This is a genomic window from Undibacterium sp. TC9W (assembly GCF_049339865.1).
Classification (GTDB): domain Bacteria; phylum Pseudomonadota; class Gammaproteobacteria; order Burkholderiales; family Burkholderiaceae_D; genus Undibacterium.
This window is the reverse complement of sequence record NZ_JBMPPJ010000003.1, coordinates 128,484-146,455: the sequence shown is the minus strand read 5'-3', so window position 1 is coordinate 146,455 and position 17,972 is coordinate 128,484. Positions and strand designations below refer to the sequence as shown.

The following is a 17,972-nucleotide window of genomic DNA, read 5'->3' as shown; positions in this document are numbered from 1 at the left end:
GCTGTCGTCGTCTTCATACAAAATACATCCCATGTCAGAATCCACCGCCTTCAACACCCTGCCGCTATCCGCCCCCATGCTTGCCAACCTGGACAGCCTGGGCTACAAGGAAATGACAGCCATACAGGCAGCCAGCCTGCCCATTATCCTGCAGCAGCAAGACCTGATCGCCCAGGCCAAGACCGGTAGCGGCAAGACCGCTGCTTTTGGCATAGGCATGCTGGCCAAGCTTAATCCCACTTATTTTGCCGTCCAGGGCCTGGTGATTTGCCCGACGCGTGAGCTGGCTGACCAGGTCGCCAATGAATTGCGCCGTCTGGCCAGGACCATGCCAAACGTCAAGATCGTCACCCTGTGCGGTGGCACGGCCATGCGCCCGCAGATTGCCTCGCTCGAATATGGTGCCCACATCGTGGTCGGCACACCTGGTCGCCTGATCGACCATATCAGCCGCAACACCATCAACCTGAAAACCGTACAAACCCTGGTGCTGGATGAAGCCGATCGCATGGTCGATATGGGCTTTTATGATGATATCTACGACATCGTTGCCGCCACGCCTACGCGCCGGCAAACCCTGCTGTTCTCGGCAACCTACCCGGACGATATACGCCAGGCCAGCGAACAACTGCTGCGCGACCCGGTGGAGATCAAGGTCGAATCCCAGCATGCCGCCAATCATATCGAACAAATGTTTTACCTGGTCACAGCTGAGGGACGCAATACCGCTGTCGCCACGCTGCTGCATCATTACCAGCCGACATCCACGATTGCCTTTTGCAATACCAAGATACACTGCCGCGAACTGACAGAAGAATTGCACGCTCAGGGCATCAGCGCCCTGGCCCTGCACGGCGACCTTGAACAACGCGACCGCGACGAGGTCTTGATACGTTTCGCCAATCAAAGCTGCTCAGTCCTCGTCGCCACCGACGTCGCCGCCCGCGGTCTCGACATACAAACGCTGGGTGCCGTCATCAATGTCGATGTATCCAAAGACACCGAAGTCCACATCCACCGCATCGGCCGCACAGGCCGCGCCGGTGAAAAAGGCCTGGCCCTGAGCCTGGCTACACCCGGTGAAAAGAAGTGGGTCAAACTGATCGAAGAGTATCAGGGTGAATCCGTCAGTTGGGGCGATATCCACGCAATTGAAGCAGGCCCGGAAAGAGACCTGCAAGCCCCGATGATGACCATATGCATCATGGGCGGCAAAAAAGACAAACTCCGCCCCGGCGATTTACTCGGCGCACTGACTGCTGATCTGGGTTTAAAAAAAGAACAGGTAGGCAAAATCAATGTCTCGGAATTTGTCACCTACGTCGCCATAGACAGGCAGGTTGCTGAAAAAACGGTAGATAGGCTGAGCCGTACCAATATCAAGGGCAGGCAATTCAGGATGCGGATTGTTGATTGATGGTGTTATGGGTCTGCTTTTGACGTTGCCGCTGTTGTTGACTTTGAAGTTGTTTTTGATTTTTGCAGTTCCGATGTGTCGATGCCTTTGCTGCAAGGCAGAAAATGGATAAAGAAATGAACGTTGTCTGAGCGAAGCGAGTTTCGGGTATTTCCCATTTTTTGACTTGCAGCAAAGGGAACCCCCTTTAGGGGGCAGCGACGCCTCGGTCGCCTTCTTTGGCTTACTTTTCTTGGCGAGACAAGAAAAGTGAGTAGCTGCCGGGCTACCCCCGGCCGGCACTCTTAAATAACGTATAGGGGCATTAAAATCAGATATGCAATTATGATGTATCTGAAATTAATTTACCTTACAGTATGCCACAAACGCCGCTGGATTCCTGCCAAAAGCACTCAGGACTGACGTTAATGAAATTGTCAGGAATTGAAGAAGACAGTTCCTACGCCCGCCTCACCAATAACTTCCGAACATTCACATCCCCCGCCAATTTCATCCCAAAATGCTCCAACAGCAAGGTGCGGTATTCATCTTCATCACGGATGCTATGCACATGCCGCCCATGCTCATCGGTAATGATGCATTTATTGTTGGATATGCTGATGCGCCCCTTGGCGGTGGCAATAGAGCATATTGATTTTTGCGTGAAATGCGATAAAGGCGAAGTCTGCTGATACTCACACATTGCAAAAAAATCGCTGATCGCATGCGCCTGCAAACTGAAGCGGTATTGTGCATGCCCTGCACCAGCATCCCTGGCCTGCATGAGCACATAATGATGCTGACCATCCGCAAGCAGATAATAGTGCAAGCCCAGTTCATGTACACCCTCGCCACCTAATTGCAGCGGTGTACGGAAGCAATCACCAAAACCGACATCAGCCAGATAATCCTGCCCATCCACATGTACCAGCAAGAGCATGTGATCAAAATCAGGCCCATAGTCCTTGCCATTATGCACTCGGGCAGACAAGCGGCTGACAGTGAAGCCCAGGGTTTCCAGCAACAGAGCAAAGGCCTGGTTCAGCTCATAGCAAAAACCGCCACGGCCTTGCCGCAATAATTTATCCAGTAAGACATCGGTCGATAAATCCAGCTTCTTACCGAGGCTGATATCCAGGTTTTCAAAAGCGATTTTTTGCATATGTGCCTGATGCAATGCGGTCAGTGTCGCCAGATCAGCATGGCGTGAGCCCTGATAGGCGAGCCTGTGCATATAGGCATCAAGTTGTGCTTCATTCAGCATGCAGGGCCTCCGTGAATTTTTCTATCGCAAGCGCATGCTCGGCATGAATGAAATCATCCTGACAGCTTGCATACAACATGCCTTCATATCCCATGCCGAGATAGTCAAAAGTATGCTGGAACACTTGCTCAAAACAGGCGGCGGGTATGGCGTCGTAACCCGTGCCCAGCAGTGCAGCTTTCTTTGTGCGCAATTGCCGCCCCAGGTCTTTTTCAACTTTCAGCAAGTCAGAAATCCTGTCCATGAAAGTTTTCATGATGGCGCTGGGAGAGTACCAGTACATCGGGGTCGCAAGTATGATGCGGTCGAAGCTGAGTACCTGCTTCATCAGCGTCAGGAAATCATCATCGCGGTTCCTGAATTCATAATCAAAGGGAGCTATCTGGTATTGATTAAGATCGATGACACTGGCTTTGAGTTTGCTGGCAATAGCGATGGCGAGTTCAGCAGTATTGCCCGTGCTTCTGGAACTGCCAACGATAATAACGGTGCGGGTTTCAGGCATGGTTGCGATACACAATCAACAAGAAAGAAAGCTGAATATACTCCGCTATGGCATTTCTTGCAGAGCAGTCCTCCGCAGAAAATATGCGAGCATGCTGCCTGCACCCGTCAAAATCAGCTTCGCTTGCCTATATCGGCCTCCAGCAAGAAATCTTTGCCTGCCTGTGGTTTCTTCACATAGCTACGCAGGGCATCCTGCAGACTGCCGGTCGCTATCTTGCCAAGTAAATTTTCCAGTTTTTCACCTTGCAATTGATGCGGACGCTGCCACAGGTAGCGCATTTTGATCGCAGCGCGCAGCATGGGAGAGAACAGGCTGATGGCCTGCATCAGCAACCAGGGCATGGCTTTGACTTTGAGTGGGCGGCCACTCAATTGCTCCAGTGCGGCATGCACGTCCTTGCCGTTGGCAGTAATGCCAGGGTAATGCATGACCTCGAAAGCAGGCAAACGATCACGCTGCTCTGCGACGCGCACGAATATCCTGGCCAGATCGGGCAGGTAAGCCCAGGCATGTGGCAAATCATCTGGCCCCATGTGAGTGACCACACCTTTGGCGAGTGACTTGGTGATCGCCATGTCCAGCCAGGTGCCGGTGCCGCCAATGAAATCACCGGCGCGTAAAATCACGCAGCGCAAGCCCTGCTGGGTGGCAGCAGCCAGGCTTTCTTCCATGGCTATGCGTTGTGCCGCCCTGGGGGTATTGGCGACAAAAGGCGTGTCTTCTGCCAGCACTGCAGGCAAATCAGCCCCAAAGTTATACACATTGCCGGGCACCATCAGCAAGGCCCGGGTGGCGGTGGCAATGCGTATGACGGCATCTGTGGTCGGTGGCAACAGGCTGTCCCAGCGGGTATAGTCGGGATTCACCGCATGCACCACCACATCCACCCTGGGTACTGCAGCCAGTATGCTCGCGGTGTCAAGTACATCACATTGCAGGAACTCTATATTTTGCTCCGGCCTGTCATGGCTGGCTGTACGTGCCTGAGCGATCACGCGCCAGCCTGCTGCGGCAAAGGCCTCAACCGCAGCCTGCCCGAGGCGACCTTTGGCACCAAGTACCAGCACTGAGGGTGATTGAGCATTGTTTGCTTTGGATGCAAAATTCATGAGAGGCTCCGGTGATGTGCGTGTCAGAAAAAATAAGTAATGCAGGCATTTTCAATCTGGCAGGATGTATTTACAATCGACATAAATACATAAGTCCTATTCAAATTTGAATACTTTGACTTGCAAATTTTTGCGTATCTTTTGACCTGTCCCCATGATGGAATCACATGTCCAAACTCACTTTCGACCCAAGCCAGACTGACTGGAACCTGATACGCAGCTTTGTTGCGGTCGTAGAACAGGGTTCGCTGACGCGTGCTGCCGAGGTATTGGGTCTGAGCCAGCCTACCCTGTCACGCCAGATCGCGGAGCTGGAGGGCAGCATGGGTGCAGCCTTGTTTGAGAGAGTAGCGCGTGGTCTGAAATTGACCAGTACTGGTGAAAACCTGGTCGAACCTGCCCGTTACATGATGGCGGCGGCGCGCTCACTGGGCATGGCTGCAGCGACCCAGGATAATGGCTTGCGAGGTACGGTCAGGATCACCGCCAGCGAGATGGTGTCCGGCTTTGTCTTGCCAGCGCTGCTGCGCGAGCTGGCGCAGTTGCATCCGGAAATCCAGATAGAACTGGTCGCCAGTAATCAGGTCAGCAATTTACTCGAACGTGAAGCCGATATCGCCATACGCATGATACGGCCAGCACAGTCTGCCCTGATTGCCCGTCACCTGACAGACTGGCCCATAGGCATGTATGGTCACAAGGATTATCTGGCAGGCCTGCCTGCACTACCTTCAAAAAACCAGGCAGCCACACTGGCCTTGATGCAAAAATTCCGTTGGCTGGGGCTGGATCAGTCTGACCAGTTTATCGCTGGTTTTCGCGCGGCGGGCATACAAATAGACCGCAGTTTCTTCGACTTCCGTTGCGATAACTATCTGGTCAACTGGCAGGCAATACAGCAAGGCCTGGGGATAGGCATCGCCATGCAATGGCTGGCTGAGCGAAATCCTGACCTGGAACAGGTGCTGGCCGAACAGGAACTGCCATCCCTGCCGGTATGGCTTACCACGCATCGCGAACTCAAGTCCAGCAAGCGTATACGGACGGTGTTTGATTTTCTGGCAGAAGGTTTATTGCAACACAGGTTTTAACAGCCACAGATCAGGAACTGGTCAATGTCGAATAAATACCAGCGTCCACCCGCATTGACGAATATCAATCTGTAAGCAGGCTGATGGGTAGCGCTTTCCAGCATGGCTCCACGATGCCAGGCTTCAGCAATGGCAAAATCAGCGATGCCATCATTGTCCATGTCTATACTGGTAATACTGGCCTGAGAGAAATGCTCGAAGGTATTCGATTTTGCCTTGCTATCGTATTGCAGTTTGACCGGTGCCTGTGTCGTCACTTTCGCAGGACTATTCAATGACGGTAGCTCCTTACGAGAATAAAAATGCAGGATCGCTTCATCTTTCGCCTTGGTTTGCAAACTTTCCAGTCTTCTTTGCGCCAGGCTTTTTACAGGTTCAGCTTGATCTCCAGGTCCTATAAAACGAAAACCCTGTTGGCAACTATCCACACCCAGACTATATTTCAAATCCGAGCTTGCCGATTTGATGTGGCCATTCAGCATCAAGATGTTTTTGATAACAAGTCTTTGCAAAAACACCTCAACCTTGCCCAGGTCCCACCAGCCTATGACATTGATGCCTGCAGGCTCATAGTTATCCCAATACGGGCCACTCAGGGGCTTGATGGCATACGGTATCTGATATTGCCTGGAAATTTCTTCAGGGCTGGCAGACGGTCTGCCCAGTTCATCCAGTGATTTGAAATACGAGGGTGCTGCAGCAGGTAAATTCAGTTGGCGTAACATGACCAGCACGCCGGGATAAAACAGGGATGAATGCAAACGGGCAGCAACCTCTGTGGTCTTTTTGCCGGGTAATTCCTCAGACTTTGCCAGCTTCAGTAATGCTTCCCATGGAGCCGGAGGCTGGAAATAAGGCGAAGCTGGCTCGATGATACCGGCCATCATGCGATGCTTCATGGCTTCAAATTCAGGGATAGGGTAGCGCTTGAGCGCTGGCCGTTTTTCCCACACAAAATTACTGTCTACCGTTTCCAGCGCTTTTTGTTGTGGACTCAGCATGGTTTCCTGGAAATAGGAACCGGCATCTTGTAAACGTCTGAAGCTGGGCGCCATCCAGAAAGCACGTGCCGGGAAGTAATTCGTGCTTTCACTGCTGCGATGATAGCTATCGACAAAGTCTTCTAGTCGCAAAGCCTTTTCACCCAATAAATTACAGGCAATAAAACCCTGCTGTCCCTGACCCCAGGTAATTGCACAAAATTTTCCATTAGGCGCTGATGTATCAAGCTGTACCGGAGTATTAGTCACCAGATGCGCCACCACTTGCGCGTTGGCCTCTGGTTTTTCCCTGACATTCACCCATGAACCGTGCACCCAACGCGCTTCAGTGCTGGCACTTGCAGCTATCGGGCTACAAAGAATTGTGGCAAAAAATAGTGCGTATATTTGCAATCGCATTGACATCTTCTTCATGTACAGTTCAAGTTAATAGCGCCAGTTACTTTAGCGCAAATCCTGTCCAGGCCAAATTCTTTTTAACAGAATTTCAGTACATATTGGTACTCGATACGAGAAAGGCAAACTGATGTCAGTGATGGGACGAAACATCCGCGAACTGATGATTTGGATGCATTGCCCCTTACCGTAGCAGTCGCATTTCCGGCGCGAGCAACACATTTCTGACGTTTTTCCTGCATAACCGGCAAATCAATCACTCGCTTCATGTAGCAACACCGCCAGAAAATAATTGTTCTATTATTCACAATGACGCGCTACTACATTTAGCCAGCAAATGCGAAACCGTTGAGGCCTTACGCAAAGATAATGAGCGGTCAAATAAATAAAAATTTAATGATAGAGATTCTTGTTGTTTGCACCTTTTGTGCTGCTTCAACTGAACCGCATCTATAACATTTTCATAGCGGCTGCCGCGCAAGCAAGGTCGCCAACTTCACACATCTACTCGTCCTGATCTGTTTGTTTTTCGGCTACATGTCGGTCAGCAGGATCTGTATATATTTTCCAGCAGCTCCAAAGCGCAAGAATCTGGTAAACCGGTGCCATGAATACCAAATCAACTCGCATGGCATGCACAGTGAACGTCGCTTCGGTGTATGTAAAAATCCACCAGAAAAAAGCAGTGACAGCAAACAACAGGCGGCTGCTCTTGCGGTAGTTATTAAGGCACGCTGTGAAGCTCATCAGCAGGGCCACAAAACCACAGGCAAATGGATGAAATGCAAACCACCACGCGGGTGCAAAGAGGAAAGTGAACATAATGAGCGAACGATCAGAAATATTGAAAAACAGATCAGCCTATTTCCAGACGGAAAGATCGATTTGCACCTGACTCTGGCAATGGGTCTGGTGCGGCCACCCACCCCAGTGACGTGTACAGCCTTACCGCGCTGTACATCGTGTCCCAGGTATCCAGATGCAAGATCTTCAAATCACATTGTTTGGCGCGCTCGACCAGTTGCACCATCAACGCGCGGCCTATGCCTTTGCCACGAAGGCCTTTATCGACATGAAAACCAAACACTTTCCCTTGCTGATCATGCATAGCTTCCAACGCGATGCAGCCGCAGATACGCCCATCAAATTCCGCCACCAGTTCTATGGCATTTTTTGCGTCGGCTAAACCTGCTGAACCAATTGCGGCATCCAACCCATCGAATTCGACTTCGATACCAAAATCACTGAGTGAGGTTAGTACTATGTTGCGTATCCGTACATTATCAGCTTGCTGTGCATTTCTTACAACCAACATGAATTCCCCTGAATTTCGCCATGTTCAGGATGATGCCACAGATGGGGTGAGACATGAAATTTGTATGAGAGTTGACTTGGACATATATGTTATCTGGATCATACTTCTGGGTTCAGAATGCAAAAAGCAGTGCAATTTCTTGCACTGCTTTCTACATGGATTTTTGAAACAATAATTCAGCCAACACCCAGATAAATAAATTTGAACAAGAACACCGCAGCTATCGCCCAGACTATCACTTTCACTTCTTTGGCACGACCTGTAAATAACTTCAGTGTCGCATAAGAAATAAAACCAAACGCTACGCCGTGTGCAATCGAGTAGGTGAACGGCATGAACAGGGCAGTGATACCTGCAGGTATGCTTTCAGAGGTATCACTCCAGTCGATCTCTACCAGTTCACGCAACATCAGGCAGGCGACGTAGAACAAGGCTGGCGCTGTCGCATAAGCAGGCACAACGCCAGCCAGTGGTGCAATGAACAGGCAAGCCAGGAACAACAGACCAACTGCCACAGCTGTCAGACCTGTGCGGCCACCAGCTTGTACACCGGCAGCACTTTCTATGTAAGCAGTGGTGCTGGAGGTACCAAGGAATGAGCCGGCAACAATTGCAGTACTGTCGGCCAGCAGAGCGCGGTTCAGTCTTTCCATCTTGCCATTCACCAGCAAGCCCGCACGGTTGGCGACACCCATCAGCGTGCCGGTTGCATCAAACAGCTCCACCAGGAAAAACACCAGTACCACGTTCAGGATACCTACTGACAATGCTCCCATGATGTCGAGTTTAAACAGCGTAGGATCGAGAGAAGGTGGCATGGATACCACGCCATGGAAGGTGTTGCCACCAAAGAAAAAACTCAACACCGTCACCGTCAAAATACCAATGAGGATGGAACCACGCACCTTGAATTTATCCAGCGTGACAATCAAAAAAAAACCCAGCGCCGCCAAAATGGGAGGAGCCTTGTGTATATCACCTATGCCTACCATGGTGGCAGGATTGGCGACGACAATACCGGCATTCTTCAGCGAGATCAGTCCAAGGAAAAGACCTATGCCCACTGTGATGGCAGTACGTATCGATTGTGGTATGCCGTTGACGATCATCTCGCGTAATTTAAATACACTGACGGCAACAAACAGGCAGCCGGAAATGAAGACTGCGCCCAGTGCTGCTTCCCACGGTATGCCCATACCCTTGACGACTGCATAAGTGAAGTAGGCATTCAAACCCATGCCTGGTGCCAATGCCATAGGGTAGTTGGCATACAGGCCCATGATCATGGTCCCTATCGATGCAGCCAGGCAGGTGGCGACAAAGACAGAATCCTTGGGCATGCCAGCATCACCCAGGATAGATGGGTTGACGAAAATGATATACGCCATGGTCAGGAAAGTCGTCAGACCTGCCAGTAATTCTGTACGTACATCGGTACCGTTTTCTCTTAACTTGAAAAATTTGTCGAGAAAGGAAAGCTGCACAGGGCTGTGATTGACAGGCCTGTTGCTATCTTGCGCAGCCGGAATTTGCTCGGAAGTTAACACGTTTGTCTCCTTGATTATGGATAATCCAATTTTTGTTTGTGAAAAGACGATAGCGCAATTATTTCCATATCAAGGCTAAGGAATTTCTATAGATGCTATTTGAATTTGAATATGTGCCCGGCCACATCAATTTTTCAACCAGTAATCTGGCTGTGCATAAATCGCCTTCAGCGTATCTATGAAAAACCGCGTCTTCACAGGCAAATGCCGTTGTTGAGGGTACACCGCAACGATGTCGTATTGCGGCAGGGCATAGTCATCCAGCACGGTAATCAACTCGCCAGAGATCAGTTGCGACTGTATCTCCCAGGAAGAGCGCCAGGCCAGACCCAGGTCTTCACAAGCCCAGCGGTGTAGCAATTCACCATCATTGCAATCGAGATTGCCAGCCACCTTGATGGTCACAGGCTTGCCGTTTTGCTGGAAATACCAGCCGCGCTGTTGCCCGCCTTGCAAGTTAAACGCGAGGCAATTGTGCTGGGCCAGGTCTTCCAGCGTGCGCGGTATGCCATGTCGCTCAAAATAGGCTGGAGTACCGCAAACCACACGGCGGTTGCTAGCCAGCTTCACTGCAACGAAGTTGGGATCGATATTGCCGCCTATGCGTATACCCAGGTCATAACCCTCACGTATCAGATCGACCACCCTGTCTGTCAGGTTGAAGGAAATCTGCACGGCAGGGTTGGCCTTCACGAATTGCGGTGCATGCGGTGCCACATGCTTGCGCCCGAAGGCAGCAGGGGCTGAGACGATAAGATGACCGGTAGCCTTGTGCCGCCCCTCGGATACCAGTTGATCGGCATAACCCAGGTCTGCCAGCAATTTACGGCAATGATCGAGATACACCGTGCCCTGCTCGGTCAGCGTCAGGTGGCGGGTGCTGCGGTGCATGAGCTTCACGCCCAGGCGTTTTTCCAGCGCATCGATGCGGCGCCCCAGCATGACAGGGGTGATGTTCTGGCCCAGCGCGGCACGGGCCAGGCTGCCTTTTTCGACGACATCGACGAAGGCTTCGATTTGGGTGAGTTTGTCCATTTTTGGTTCCGGCGTAATTTGCGAGAAACCCCTCACCACAGAGGCACAGAGGAAGGAAAGACTTCTTGCAAGAAGTCTCCGTTTCGCAGGCGTGCGGCATGCCGCATGAATTCCCTGCTACACCACAGAGGGGACACTGAGAAAATCTTTGAAGAGCTATTATTCCATACTTATAGTATCGAATACAGCGAGAATTTGTCTTCTTATCAGCCACCCTTTTTGCCTTTAGCATGTGTTTCAACATCTGCATACACACGACTAATAGCAAAACTGGAGAACAAAATGGCAAAGATGACGGCTGCGCAAGCGGCGGCTTATGTGTTGGAAAAAGAAGGCGTGCATCAGGCATTTGGGGTGCCGGGTGCGGCGATTAACCCGTTTTATGCGGCTTTGAAGAAGCAAGGGACCATCAAACACATACTGGCGCGCCACGTCGAAGGTGCTTCCCACATGGCAGAAGGCTATACCCGCGCCCAGGCTGGCAACATCGGTGTCTGTATAGGCACCTCCGGCCCGGCGGGTACTGACATGATTACCGGTCTGTATTCTGCCCAAGCAGATTCCATACCCATACTCTGTATTACTGGCCAGGCACCGCGGGCAAGGTTGTACAAGGAGGACTTCCAGGCGGTGGATATCGAATCCATTGCCAAACCTGTCACCAAGTGGGCGGTAACGGTGCGTGAACCGGCTCTCGTGCCCATGGTATTCCAGCAAGCTTTTCACATCATGCGTTCTGGCCGCCCTGGCCCAGTATTGATTGATTTGCCATTTGATGTGCAGATGGCCGAGATAGAATTTGACCCGGATACCTATCAACCGCTGGAAGTGTATAAACCCAAGGCCACCCGCGCCCAGATAGAAAAAGCGCTCACCATGCTCAATGATGCAGAGCGCCCGCTGATCACCGCTGGTGGCGGCATCGTCAATGCCAATGCCTCAGCCTTGCTGGTGGAATTTGCCGAACTGACTGGCGTGCCTGTCATTCCTACCCTGATGGCCTGGGGTGCAATAGCAGATGACCACCCTTTGATGGCAGGCATGGTCGGCTTGCAAACCAGCCACCGCTATGGCAATGCCACCATGCTGGCATCTGACTTTGCGCTGGGCATAGGTAATCGCTGGGCGAATCGTCACACTGGTTCCATTGATGTGTTTACCAAAGACAGAAAGTTTGTCCACATCGACATAGAACCCACGCAAATTGGCCGTGTGTTTGGCCCGGACTTTGGCATCGTCTCTGATGCAGGCGCGGCATTAAAACTTTTCATCGAAGTTGCCAAAGAATGGAAAGCAGCAGGCAAACTCAAAGACCGTTCTGCCTGGGTAGCCGATTGCCAGCAACGCAAACGCACGATGTTGCGCCGCACGCATTTTGATAATGTGCCGGTGAAACCGCAACGCGTGTATGAAGAAATGAACAAAGCCTTTGGCCGCGAAACCTGCTATGTCAGCACAATAGGCCTGTCGCAAATCGCTGCTGCACAATTCCTGCATGTGTATTACCCACGCCACTGGATCAATTGCGGCCAGGCCGGTCCTCTCGGCTGGACCATACCGGCAGCCCTTGGCGTTTGCGCTGCTGACCCGCAACGCCAGGTGGTTGCCATCTCTGGCGATTATGATTTCCAGTTCATGATAGAAGAACTGGCCGTTGGTGCGCAATTCAAGCTGCCTTACCTGCACGTGGTCGTCAACAATTCTTATCTGGGTTTGATACGCCAGTCGCAACGTGGCTTTGACATGGATTATTGCGTGCAACTGGCTTTTGAAAACATCAATGCACCAGAGCTGAATGGTTACGGCGTCGATCACATCGCCGTAGTCGAGGGACTGGGTTGCAAGGCCATACGTGTGACGGAACCAAGTGCCATTGCAGATGCCTTTGCCCAGGCCCAGCGCTGGATGCAGGAATTCCGCGTGCCGGTTGTCGTGGAAATCATACTGGAGCGCGTGACCAATATCGCCATGGGCACCGAGATCAGCAATATCAATGAATTTGAAGAGCTGGCGACGGAAGATGCTCATGCGCCAACGGCTATCGCCCTGCTCGATTAAACAATTAGCGAAAAATTTTCAGGTGCCGGGCCTCCCCGTCTGGCACCCCGTGAACTCCCGCAGCATGCCTGCGGGAGGCTTACGGTCACTCATCTACAAGGATATGCGATGACCAGACTGGCCGCCAATCTCAGTATGTTGTTTACCGAACATGCATTCCTAGACCGCTTTGCCGCTGCCGCACAGGCAGGTTTCAAAGCTGTGGAATTTTTATTCCCCTATGCATTTGAAGTGAAACAGATCGCAGCAAAACTGCAGGAAAATAATCTACAACTGGTACTGCACAACCTGCCCGCTGGCAACTGGGAAGCCGGTGAACGCGGTATCGCCTGCCACCCTGACCGTGTCGATGAATTCCGCCAGGGTGTCGACATAGCCATCGCTTATGCAAAAGCCTTGAATGTCACGCAACTGAATTGTCTGGTCGGCATACGTCCGGCAAATGTCAGTGCACAAGAAGCAGAGCAAACCCTGGTTGCCAACCTGCGTTATGCGGCTGACAAACTGAAGGCAGCGAATATCAGTCTGCTCATCGAAGCCATCAATACCTACGACATACCCGGCTTCTTTTTATCCGGCACACAACAGGCGCTGGATCTGATACTTGCTACAGGTTCAGACAATATCTTCGTGCAATACGACATCTATCACATGCAACGCATGGAAGGTGAACTGATTAATACCATCAAGATCAATCTGGACAAGATCAAACATATCCAACTGGCCGACAACCCGGGCCGCTTTGAGCCGGGCACAGGCGAAATCAATTATCACAGCATCTTCGCCGCACTGGCCGACATGGGCTACCAGGGCTGGGTAGGCTGCGAATACAAACCGCAGAACGGCACTGTCGCTGGTTTGGGCTGGATTAAATCGCACGGACTTTGAGATCAAGACCATTACCCACAAAGGTCTTAAGCAAACTATTAACATTATCAGGAACTATCATGGCTAAAATTGGATTTATAGGTTTGGGTATCATGGGTGCACCTATGGCCGGGCATTTGCAGACGGGTGGGCACAAGCTGTATTTGCACGACATCAAGAACCCGCCGTTTGAATTGATAGAACGCGGTGCCACCGTTTGTACTTCCGGCGAAGAAGTCGCCAGACGTGCGGACATCATCATCATCATGGTCCCGGATACACCGCATGTAGAAGCTGCGCTGTTTGGTGAAAACGGTGTTGCTGCAGGCCTCGACGCTGGCAAGATCGTGGTCGATATGAGTTCCATCTCACCGATTGCCACCAAGGACTTCGCCAAGAAAATCAATGCCCTGAAATGTGATTACCTTGATGCGCCAGTGTCCGGTGGTGAAGTAGGTGCCAAGGCAGCAAGCCTGACCATCATGGTCGGCGGCCCGGAAGCTGCCTTTGACAAAGTCAAACCCCTGTTCGAGCTAATGGGCAAGAACATCACCCTGGTCGGTGGCAATGGCGATGGCCAGACCACCAAGGTTGCGAATCAGATCATCGTTGCGCTGAATATACAAGCCGTGGCGGAAGCCCTGCTGTTTGCATCGAAAGCCGGTGCTGATCCAGCCAGGGTCAGGCAGGCACTGATGGGTGGTTTTGCAGCATCGCGCATACTGGAAGTGCATGGTGAACGCATGGTCAAGCGCACCTTCAATCCCGGCTTCAGGATAGAGCTACATCAAAAAGACTTGAACCTAGCTTTGCAAGGGGCAAAAGCTCTGGGTGTCTCTTTGCCAAACACGGCAACCGCGCAGGAATTGATGAATGCCTGCTCGGCCAATGGTATGCGCGGCCTTGATCACTCAGCCCTGTGCCGGGCGATAGAGATCATGTCTAATCACGAGATAGCCAAGGTTTGATCGTTGTTAGCCTTCAACATTGGATGCACGAAAAAATTTCACGTGGCGATAAGCTGTTTGAAGGCATACTTGGATTTGAAATTATCTTATAGGTTGGGCTACGGTTTACCAGCCCAACACTGGGCCTTGAATTAACACGTACGTCATTGAACCGCCGAGTGTTGGGCTGATGAAACGTAGCCCAACCTACGAGACCAGGCCCAACCTACGATTTACGAAGCAATACATAGTTTTTCACGAAAGCCCCGACATGACCATCCTAGCCCCACGCCAGTTTTTGCTCGACCTCTACACCAGCGCCGTCGCTGCCGTAAGCGCCGAGAAATGCCTGCCCGCCTTTCTGCCAGCACCACCAGCAAAAGGCAGAACATTGGTCATCGGTGCAGGTAAAGGCGCGGCAGCCATGGCCAAGGTAGTGGAAGATCACTGGCAGGGTGAACTCTCAGGCCTGGTCGTCACCCGCTACGGCCACGGTGCAGACTGCCGCAAGATAGAAGTAGTAGAAGCTGCTCACCCTGTACCTGATGAAGCAGGCAAGCAGGCTGCAGCGCGTATATTGAAGATGGTGCAAGGGCTGAGCAAGGATGACCTGGTGCTCTGTCTGATCTCTGGCGGTGGGTCTGCCCTGCTGGCCCTGCCTGCGGATGGCATCAGCCTCGAACAGAAGCAGGCCATCAACAAGGCTTTGTTGAAAAGCGGTGCAGCGATCTCTGAAATGAATTGCGTGCGCAAGCATTTGTCGGCCATCAAGGGCGGGCGTCTGGCACTGGCCTGTGCCCCGGCACGCATGGTGACCTTGCTGATCTCCGATGTACCTGGTGATGAACCTGGCATCATCGCCAGCGGCCCTACTTTGCCCGATGCCACGACTTGCGCAGAAGCGCTGGCGATCTTGCGCAAATACGACATCGCTATTCCAGCAGAAATATTGCAGCATCTGGAAAGCGGCAAGGGCGAAACACCCAAACCGGATGATGCGCGTTTTGCCGGTCACAGCCATCATGTGATTGCTACGGCACAGGAAGCACTCGAAGCCGCAGCTGCGACAGCACGTGCAGCTGGTATCACGCCGTATATCTTGTCCGATGGCATAGAAGGCGAAGCCCGTGATGTCGCCCTGGTACATGCGGCAATGGCCAAGCAGGTGGCCAAGCATGGCCAACCCTTCCAGAAGCCTTGCGTATTGATTTCAGGCGGTGAAACCACCGTCACCGTACGCGGCAAAGGTCGTGGTGGCCGCAATGCAGAATTTTTGCTGAGCCTGGCTGTGGCACTCGACGGTCACGCAGATATCCACGCCATCGCCTGTGATACTGACGGCATAGATGGTTCGGAAGACAATGCCGGGGCACTGTATGCGCCGGATTCCATCGCCCGCGCTACAACGAAGCAGATACGTGCGCGCAGCCTGCTGGAAAACAATGACGGCTATGGTTTTTTCAGCGCACTCGATGACCTCGTCGTCAGTGGTCCTACGCGCACCAATGTCAACGACTTCCGCGCCATTCTAATACTGTAGCTCTCACCCAAATATTCAAAGACAGCAAGAATCACGGCGCAACGCGCCGGGATGGCTGTCGTCTATAACAAATGAAAGCAAGCCATGAACCGCAACCGCAAAGCAAAGATAGTCGCTACCCTGGGCCCTGCCAGCAGTAGCAAAGAAATCATCAAGGAATTGTTTGAAGCCGGTGCCGATGTATTCCGTTTCAACTTCAGCCACGGCAGCCATGCTGACCATCAGTTGCGTTGCAATATCGTGCGTGAGATCGAAGTTGAACTGGGCCGCCCTATCGCCATCCTGGCCGATCTGCAAGGGCCCAAACTGCGCGTAGGCCAGTTCAACAATGGCAGGGTGATACTCACTGCGGGACAGGAGTTTGTACTTGATAGTGACAGCACGCTTGGTGACGTCAAACGCGTTTGCTTGCCTCACCCTGAATTGTTTGCCGTCATCACTGCCGGGCAGTCGCTACTGCTGGACGATGGCAAGCTGCGCCTGCAAGTCCTGGGCAGTGATGTCCACTGCATACGCACCCGTGTGATTGTCGGTGGCAGCCTGTCTGACCGTAAAGGCGTGAATGTGCCAGATGCGGTATTACCCATCCCGGCGCTGACTGAGAAAGACAGGCGTGATCTGGCTTTCGCGCTGGATATGGGCGCAGACTGGATCGCCCTGTCTTTTGTACAAAGGCCGGAAGATGTGACACAAGCAAAGACACTGGTAGCAGGGCGTGCCGGAGTATTGTCCAAACTTGAAAAACCGGCAGCGCTGGACAGGCTGGAAGAAATCGTCGCCGTCTCAGATGCCATCATGGTGGCGCGCGGTGATCTTGGTGTGGAATTGCCACCAGAACGCGTACCCGGCGTACAAAAACGTATACTGCGCGTTTGCCGCAGCCATGGCAAACCCATCGTCATCGCCACCCAGATGCTGGAATCCATGATAGCCGCACCAGTACCCACACGCGCCGAAGCCTCGGATGTCGCCAGTGCGATTTATGATGGGGCCGATGCGGTCATGCTGTCGGCAGAATCTGCCAGTGGCGCCTACCCGGTTGCCGCAGTTGAAATCATGAACCGTATTATCAGCGAAGTAGAGCGCGACCCGCTGTACAAAAACATGATCGCGGCCCAGCATGAGACACCACAGAACAACAAAGGCGATGCCATCTGCGCAGCCTTACGTAAAGTGACTCAAATAGTCGGTGCAGTTGCCACGGTCACTTATACCAGTTCCGGTCACACCAGCCTGCGCGCCGCGCGCGAAAGACCGATGGCACCGATACTGAGTATCACCCCGAGGCCAGCGACAGCACGCCGTCTGGCCCTGGTCTGGGGTGTGCATTCCACCGTCAGCGATGCTGTACCGGATGAAAACATGCTGGTCGCCACAGCCTGCCGCACTGCGTGGCAGGAAGGCCTGGCACAAGTCGGTGAACAGATCGCGATTACCGCAGGCGTGCCTTTTGGCCAGCCCGGCTCCACCAATCTATTGCGGATAGCCGAGATCTGGCCGCAGCCCTGATCCAAGTCTAAGCTTACTCCCAGATATTGACATCGCTGGCTGTATGAAAATCGGGGCGCTGGGGATTGACAACACAAAACCGGTGTCCCGTCGGTGCTTCCATGACGACCCAGCGCTCCATGACTTTGACGACTTTAGCACCGAGTTTTTCCAGACGCTGGACCTCAGCTTCCTTATTGTCGGTTTCTATATCGAGATGTATGCGGCTGGGGTGTTCAACCTTTTGCACCAGCATTTTCGGGCCGGTAGGGGTGGCATCCAGTACCGCGTATTTCTCATCCGCATCTCCCGCAGGATAACCCAAGGCCCCGGCCCAGAAATTGGTTCCAGGCTCAATATCATCCACCTGGCAATCAATCACAAAACATGCCAATCGACTTTTATGCATC

At 52.4% G+C, this 17,972-nt stretch carries 16 protein-coding genes; 7 read left to right on the top strand and 9 right to left on the bottom strand.

Annotated elements, in window-relative coordinates; all coding sequences use genetic code 11:
* Positions 1 to 31: 31 nt before the first annotated feature.
* On the top strand, positions 32 to 1,417 hold the full coding sequence (gene dbpA, locus ACO0LN_RS04850; protein WP_422971504.1) for an ATP-dependent RNA helicase DbpA: 1,386 nt from the start codon (positions 32 to 34) through the stop codon (positions 1,415 to 1,417).
* 439 nt (positions 1,418 to 1,856) lie between these two features.
* Here dbpA and ACO0LN_RS04845 read toward each other — a convergent pair whose 3' ends face one another.
* The 3 genes from ACO0LN_RS04845 to ACO0LN_RS04835 form a co-directional block, all read right to left on the bottom strand.
* Positions 1,857 to 2,660: an arylamine N-acetyltransferase family protein gene (locus tag ACO0LN_RS04845; RefSeq protein ID WP_422971502.1), complete on the bottom strand. Its 804-nt coding sequence runs from the start codon at positions 2,658 to 2,660 to the stop codon at positions 1,857 to 1,859.
* A complete protein-coding gene (locus tag ACO0LN_RS04840; RefSeq protein WP_422971500.1) occupies positions 2,650 to 3,165 on the bottom strand; it encodes a flavodoxin family protein in 516 nt (171 codons plus the stop codon). The genes ACO0LN_RS04845 and ACO0LN_RS04840 overlap by 11 nt, the downstream gene beginning before the upstream one ends.
* Before the next feature lie 113 nt (positions 3,166 to 3,278).
* Positions 3,279 to 4,277, bottom strand: a complete 999-nt coding sequence (locus ACO0LN_RS04835) for an NAD-dependent epimerase/dehydratase family protein (protein ID WP_422971498.1) — start codon at positions 4,275 to 4,277, stop codon at positions 3,279 to 3,281.
* 167 nt (positions 4,278 to 4,444) lie between these two features.
* Between ACO0LN_RS04835 and ACO0LN_RS04830 the strand changes: the two genes are divergently transcribed.
* Positions 4,445 to 5,368: a LysR family transcriptional regulator gene (locus ACO0LN_RS04830; RefSeq protein ID WP_422971496.1), complete on the top strand. Its 924-nt coding sequence runs from the start codon at positions 4,445 to 4,447 to the stop codon at positions 5,366 to 5,368.
* On the opposite strand, the gene ACO0LN_RS04825 is transcribed toward ACO0LN_RS04830, so the two are convergent.
* The 5 genes from ACO0LN_RS04825 to ACO0LN_RS04805 form a co-directional block, all read right to left on the bottom strand.
* Positions 5,365 to 6,768, bottom strand: a complete 1,404-nt coding sequence (locus ACO0LN_RS04825; RefSeq protein WP_422971494.1) for a hypothetical protein — start codon at positions 6,766 to 6,768, stop codon at positions 5,365 to 5,367. The two genes, ACO0LN_RS04830 and ACO0LN_RS04825, sit on opposite strands and share 4 nt — an antisense overlap.
* Positions 6,769 to 7,269: 501 nt before the next feature.
* Positions 7,270 to 7,587: a hypothetical protein gene (locus ACO0LN_RS04820; RefSeq protein ID WP_162061522.1), complete on the bottom strand. Its 318-nt coding sequence runs from the start codon at positions 7,585 to 7,587 to the stop codon at positions 7,270 to 7,272.
* A gap of 34 nt (positions 7,588 to 7,621) precedes the next feature.
* Complete coding sequence (locus ACO0LN_RS04815) at positions 7,622 to 8,080, bottom strand: GNAT family N-acetyltransferase (RefSeq protein ID WP_422971492.1); 459 nt, start codon at positions 8,078 to 8,080, stop codon at positions 7,622 to 7,624.
* A gap of 176 nt (positions 8,081 to 8,256) precedes the next feature.
* Positions 8,257 to 9,564, bottom strand: a complete 1,308-nt coding sequence (locus ACO0LN_RS04810; protein WP_422971877.1) for an NCS2 family permease — start codon at positions 9,562 to 9,564, stop codon at positions 8,257 to 8,259.
* A gap of 189 nt (positions 9,565 to 9,753) precedes the next feature.
* Positions 9,754 to 10,662 carry a LysR family transcriptional regulator gene (locus ACO0LN_RS04805; protein ID WP_162061520.1) on the bottom strand — a complete coding sequence of 303 codons (909 nt, stop codon included), beginning with the start codon at positions 10,660 to 10,662 and terminating at the stop codon, positions 9,754 to 9,756.
* Positions 10,663 to 10,944: 282 nt separating this feature from the next.
* On the opposite strand from ACO0LN_RS04805, the gene gcl reads away from it, so the two are divergent.
* The 5 genes from gcl (at position 10,945) to pyk (ending at position 17,583) form a co-directional block, all read left to right on the top strand.
* Positions 10,945 to 12,720, top strand: a complete 1,776-nt coding sequence (gcl, locus tag ACO0LN_RS04800; protein WP_422971490.1) for a glyoxylate carboligase — start codon at positions 10,945 to 10,947, stop codon at positions 12,718 to 12,720.
* A 108-nt stretch (positions 12,721 to 12,828) separates the two neighbouring features.
* Positions 12,829 to 13,608: a hydroxypyruvate isomerase gene (gene hyi, locus ACO0LN_RS04795; RefSeq protein WP_422971488.1), complete on the top strand. Its 780-nt coding sequence runs from the start codon at positions 12,829 to 12,831 to the stop codon at positions 13,606 to 13,608.
* 59 nt (positions 13,609 to 13,667) lie between these two features.
* On the top strand, positions 13,668 to 14,555 hold the full coding sequence (gene glxR / locus ACO0LN_RS04790) for a 2-hydroxy-3-oxopropionate reductase (RefSeq protein WP_422971486.1): 888 nt from the start codon (positions 13,668 to 13,670) through the stop codon (positions 14,553 to 14,555).
* A 250-nt stretch (positions 14,556 to 14,805) separates the two neighbouring features.
* Entirely contained in the window at positions 14,806 to 16,074 is a 1,269-nt protein-coding gene (locus ACO0LN_RS04785) for a glycerate kinase type-2 family protein (protein WP_422971484.1), read from the top strand.
* A gap of 84 nt (positions 16,075 to 16,158) precedes the next feature.
* Entirely contained in the window at positions 16,159 to 17,583 is a 1,425-nt protein-coding gene (pyk, locus tag ACO0LN_RS04780; protein WP_422971482.1) for a pyruvate kinase, read from the top strand.
* 13 nt (positions 17,584 to 17,596) lie between these two features.
* Here pyk and ACO0LN_RS04775 read toward each other — a convergent pair whose 3' ends face one another.
* On the bottom strand, positions 17,597 to 17,971 hold the full coding sequence (locus ACO0LN_RS04775) for a VOC family protein (protein WP_422971480.1): 375 nt from the start codon (positions 17,969 to 17,971) through the stop codon (positions 17,597 to 17,599).
* Between the last annotated feature and the right edge of the window lies 1 nt (position 17,972).

Bases quoted from the DNA above. Each gene is read 5' to 3' on its own strand.
- dbpA (WP_422971504.1), top strand. From the start codon at position 32: ATGTCAGAATCCACCGCCTTCAACACCCTGCCGCTATCCGCCCCCATG.
- ACO0LN_RS04845 (WP_422971502.1), bottom strand. From the start codon at position 2,660: ATGCTGAATGAAGCACAACTTGATGCCTATATGCACAGGCTCGCCTAT.
- ACO0LN_RS04840 (WP_422971500.1), bottom strand. From the start codon at position 3,165: ATGCCTGAAACCCGCACCGTTATTATCGTTGGCAGTTCCAGAAGCACG.
- ACO0LN_RS04835 (WP_422971498.1), bottom strand. From the start codon at position 4,277: ATGAATTTTGCATCCAAAGCAAACAATGCTCAATCACCCTCAGTGCTG.
- ACO0LN_RS04830 (WP_422971496.1), top strand. From the start codon at position 4,445: ATGTCCAAACTCACTTTCGACCCAAGCCAGACTGACTGGAACCTGATA.
- ACO0LN_RS04825 (WP_422971494.1), bottom strand. From the start codon at position 6,768: ATGCGATTGCAAATATACGCACTATTTTTTGCCACAATTCTTTGTAGC.
- ACO0LN_RS04820 (WP_162061522.1), bottom strand. From the start codon at position 7,587: ATGTTCACTTTCCTCTTTGCACCCGCGTGGTGGTTTGCATTTCATCCA.
- ACO0LN_RS04815 (WP_422971492.1), bottom strand. From the start codon at position 8,080: ATGTTGGTTGTAAGAAATGCACAGCAAGCTGATAATGTACGGATACGC.
- ACO0LN_RS04805 (WP_162061520.1), bottom strand. From the start codon at position 10,662: ATGGACAAACTCACCCAAATCGAAGCCTTCGTCGATGTCGTCGAAAAA.
- gcl (WP_422971490.1), top strand. From the start codon at position 10,945: ATGGCAAAGATGACGGCTGCGCAAGCGGCGGCTTATGTGTTGGAAAAA.
- hyi (WP_422971488.1), top strand. From the start codon at position 12,829: ATGACCAGACTGGCCGCCAATCTCAGTATGTTGTTTACCGAACATGCA.
- glxR (WP_422971486.1), top strand. From the start codon at position 13,668: ATGGCTAAAATTGGATTTATAGGTTTGGGTATCATGGGTGCACCTATG.
- ACO0LN_RS04785 (WP_422971484.1), top strand. From the start codon at position 14,806: ATGACCATCCTAGCCCCACGCCAGTTTTTGCTCGACCTCTACACCAGC.
- pyk (WP_422971482.1), top strand. From the start codon at position 16,159: ATGAACCGCAACCGCAAAGCAAAGATAGTCGCTACCCTGGGCCCTGCC.
- ACO0LN_RS04775 (WP_422971480.1), bottom strand. From the start codon at position 17,971: ATGCATAAAAGTCGATTGGCATGTTTTGTGATTGATTGCCAGGTGGAT.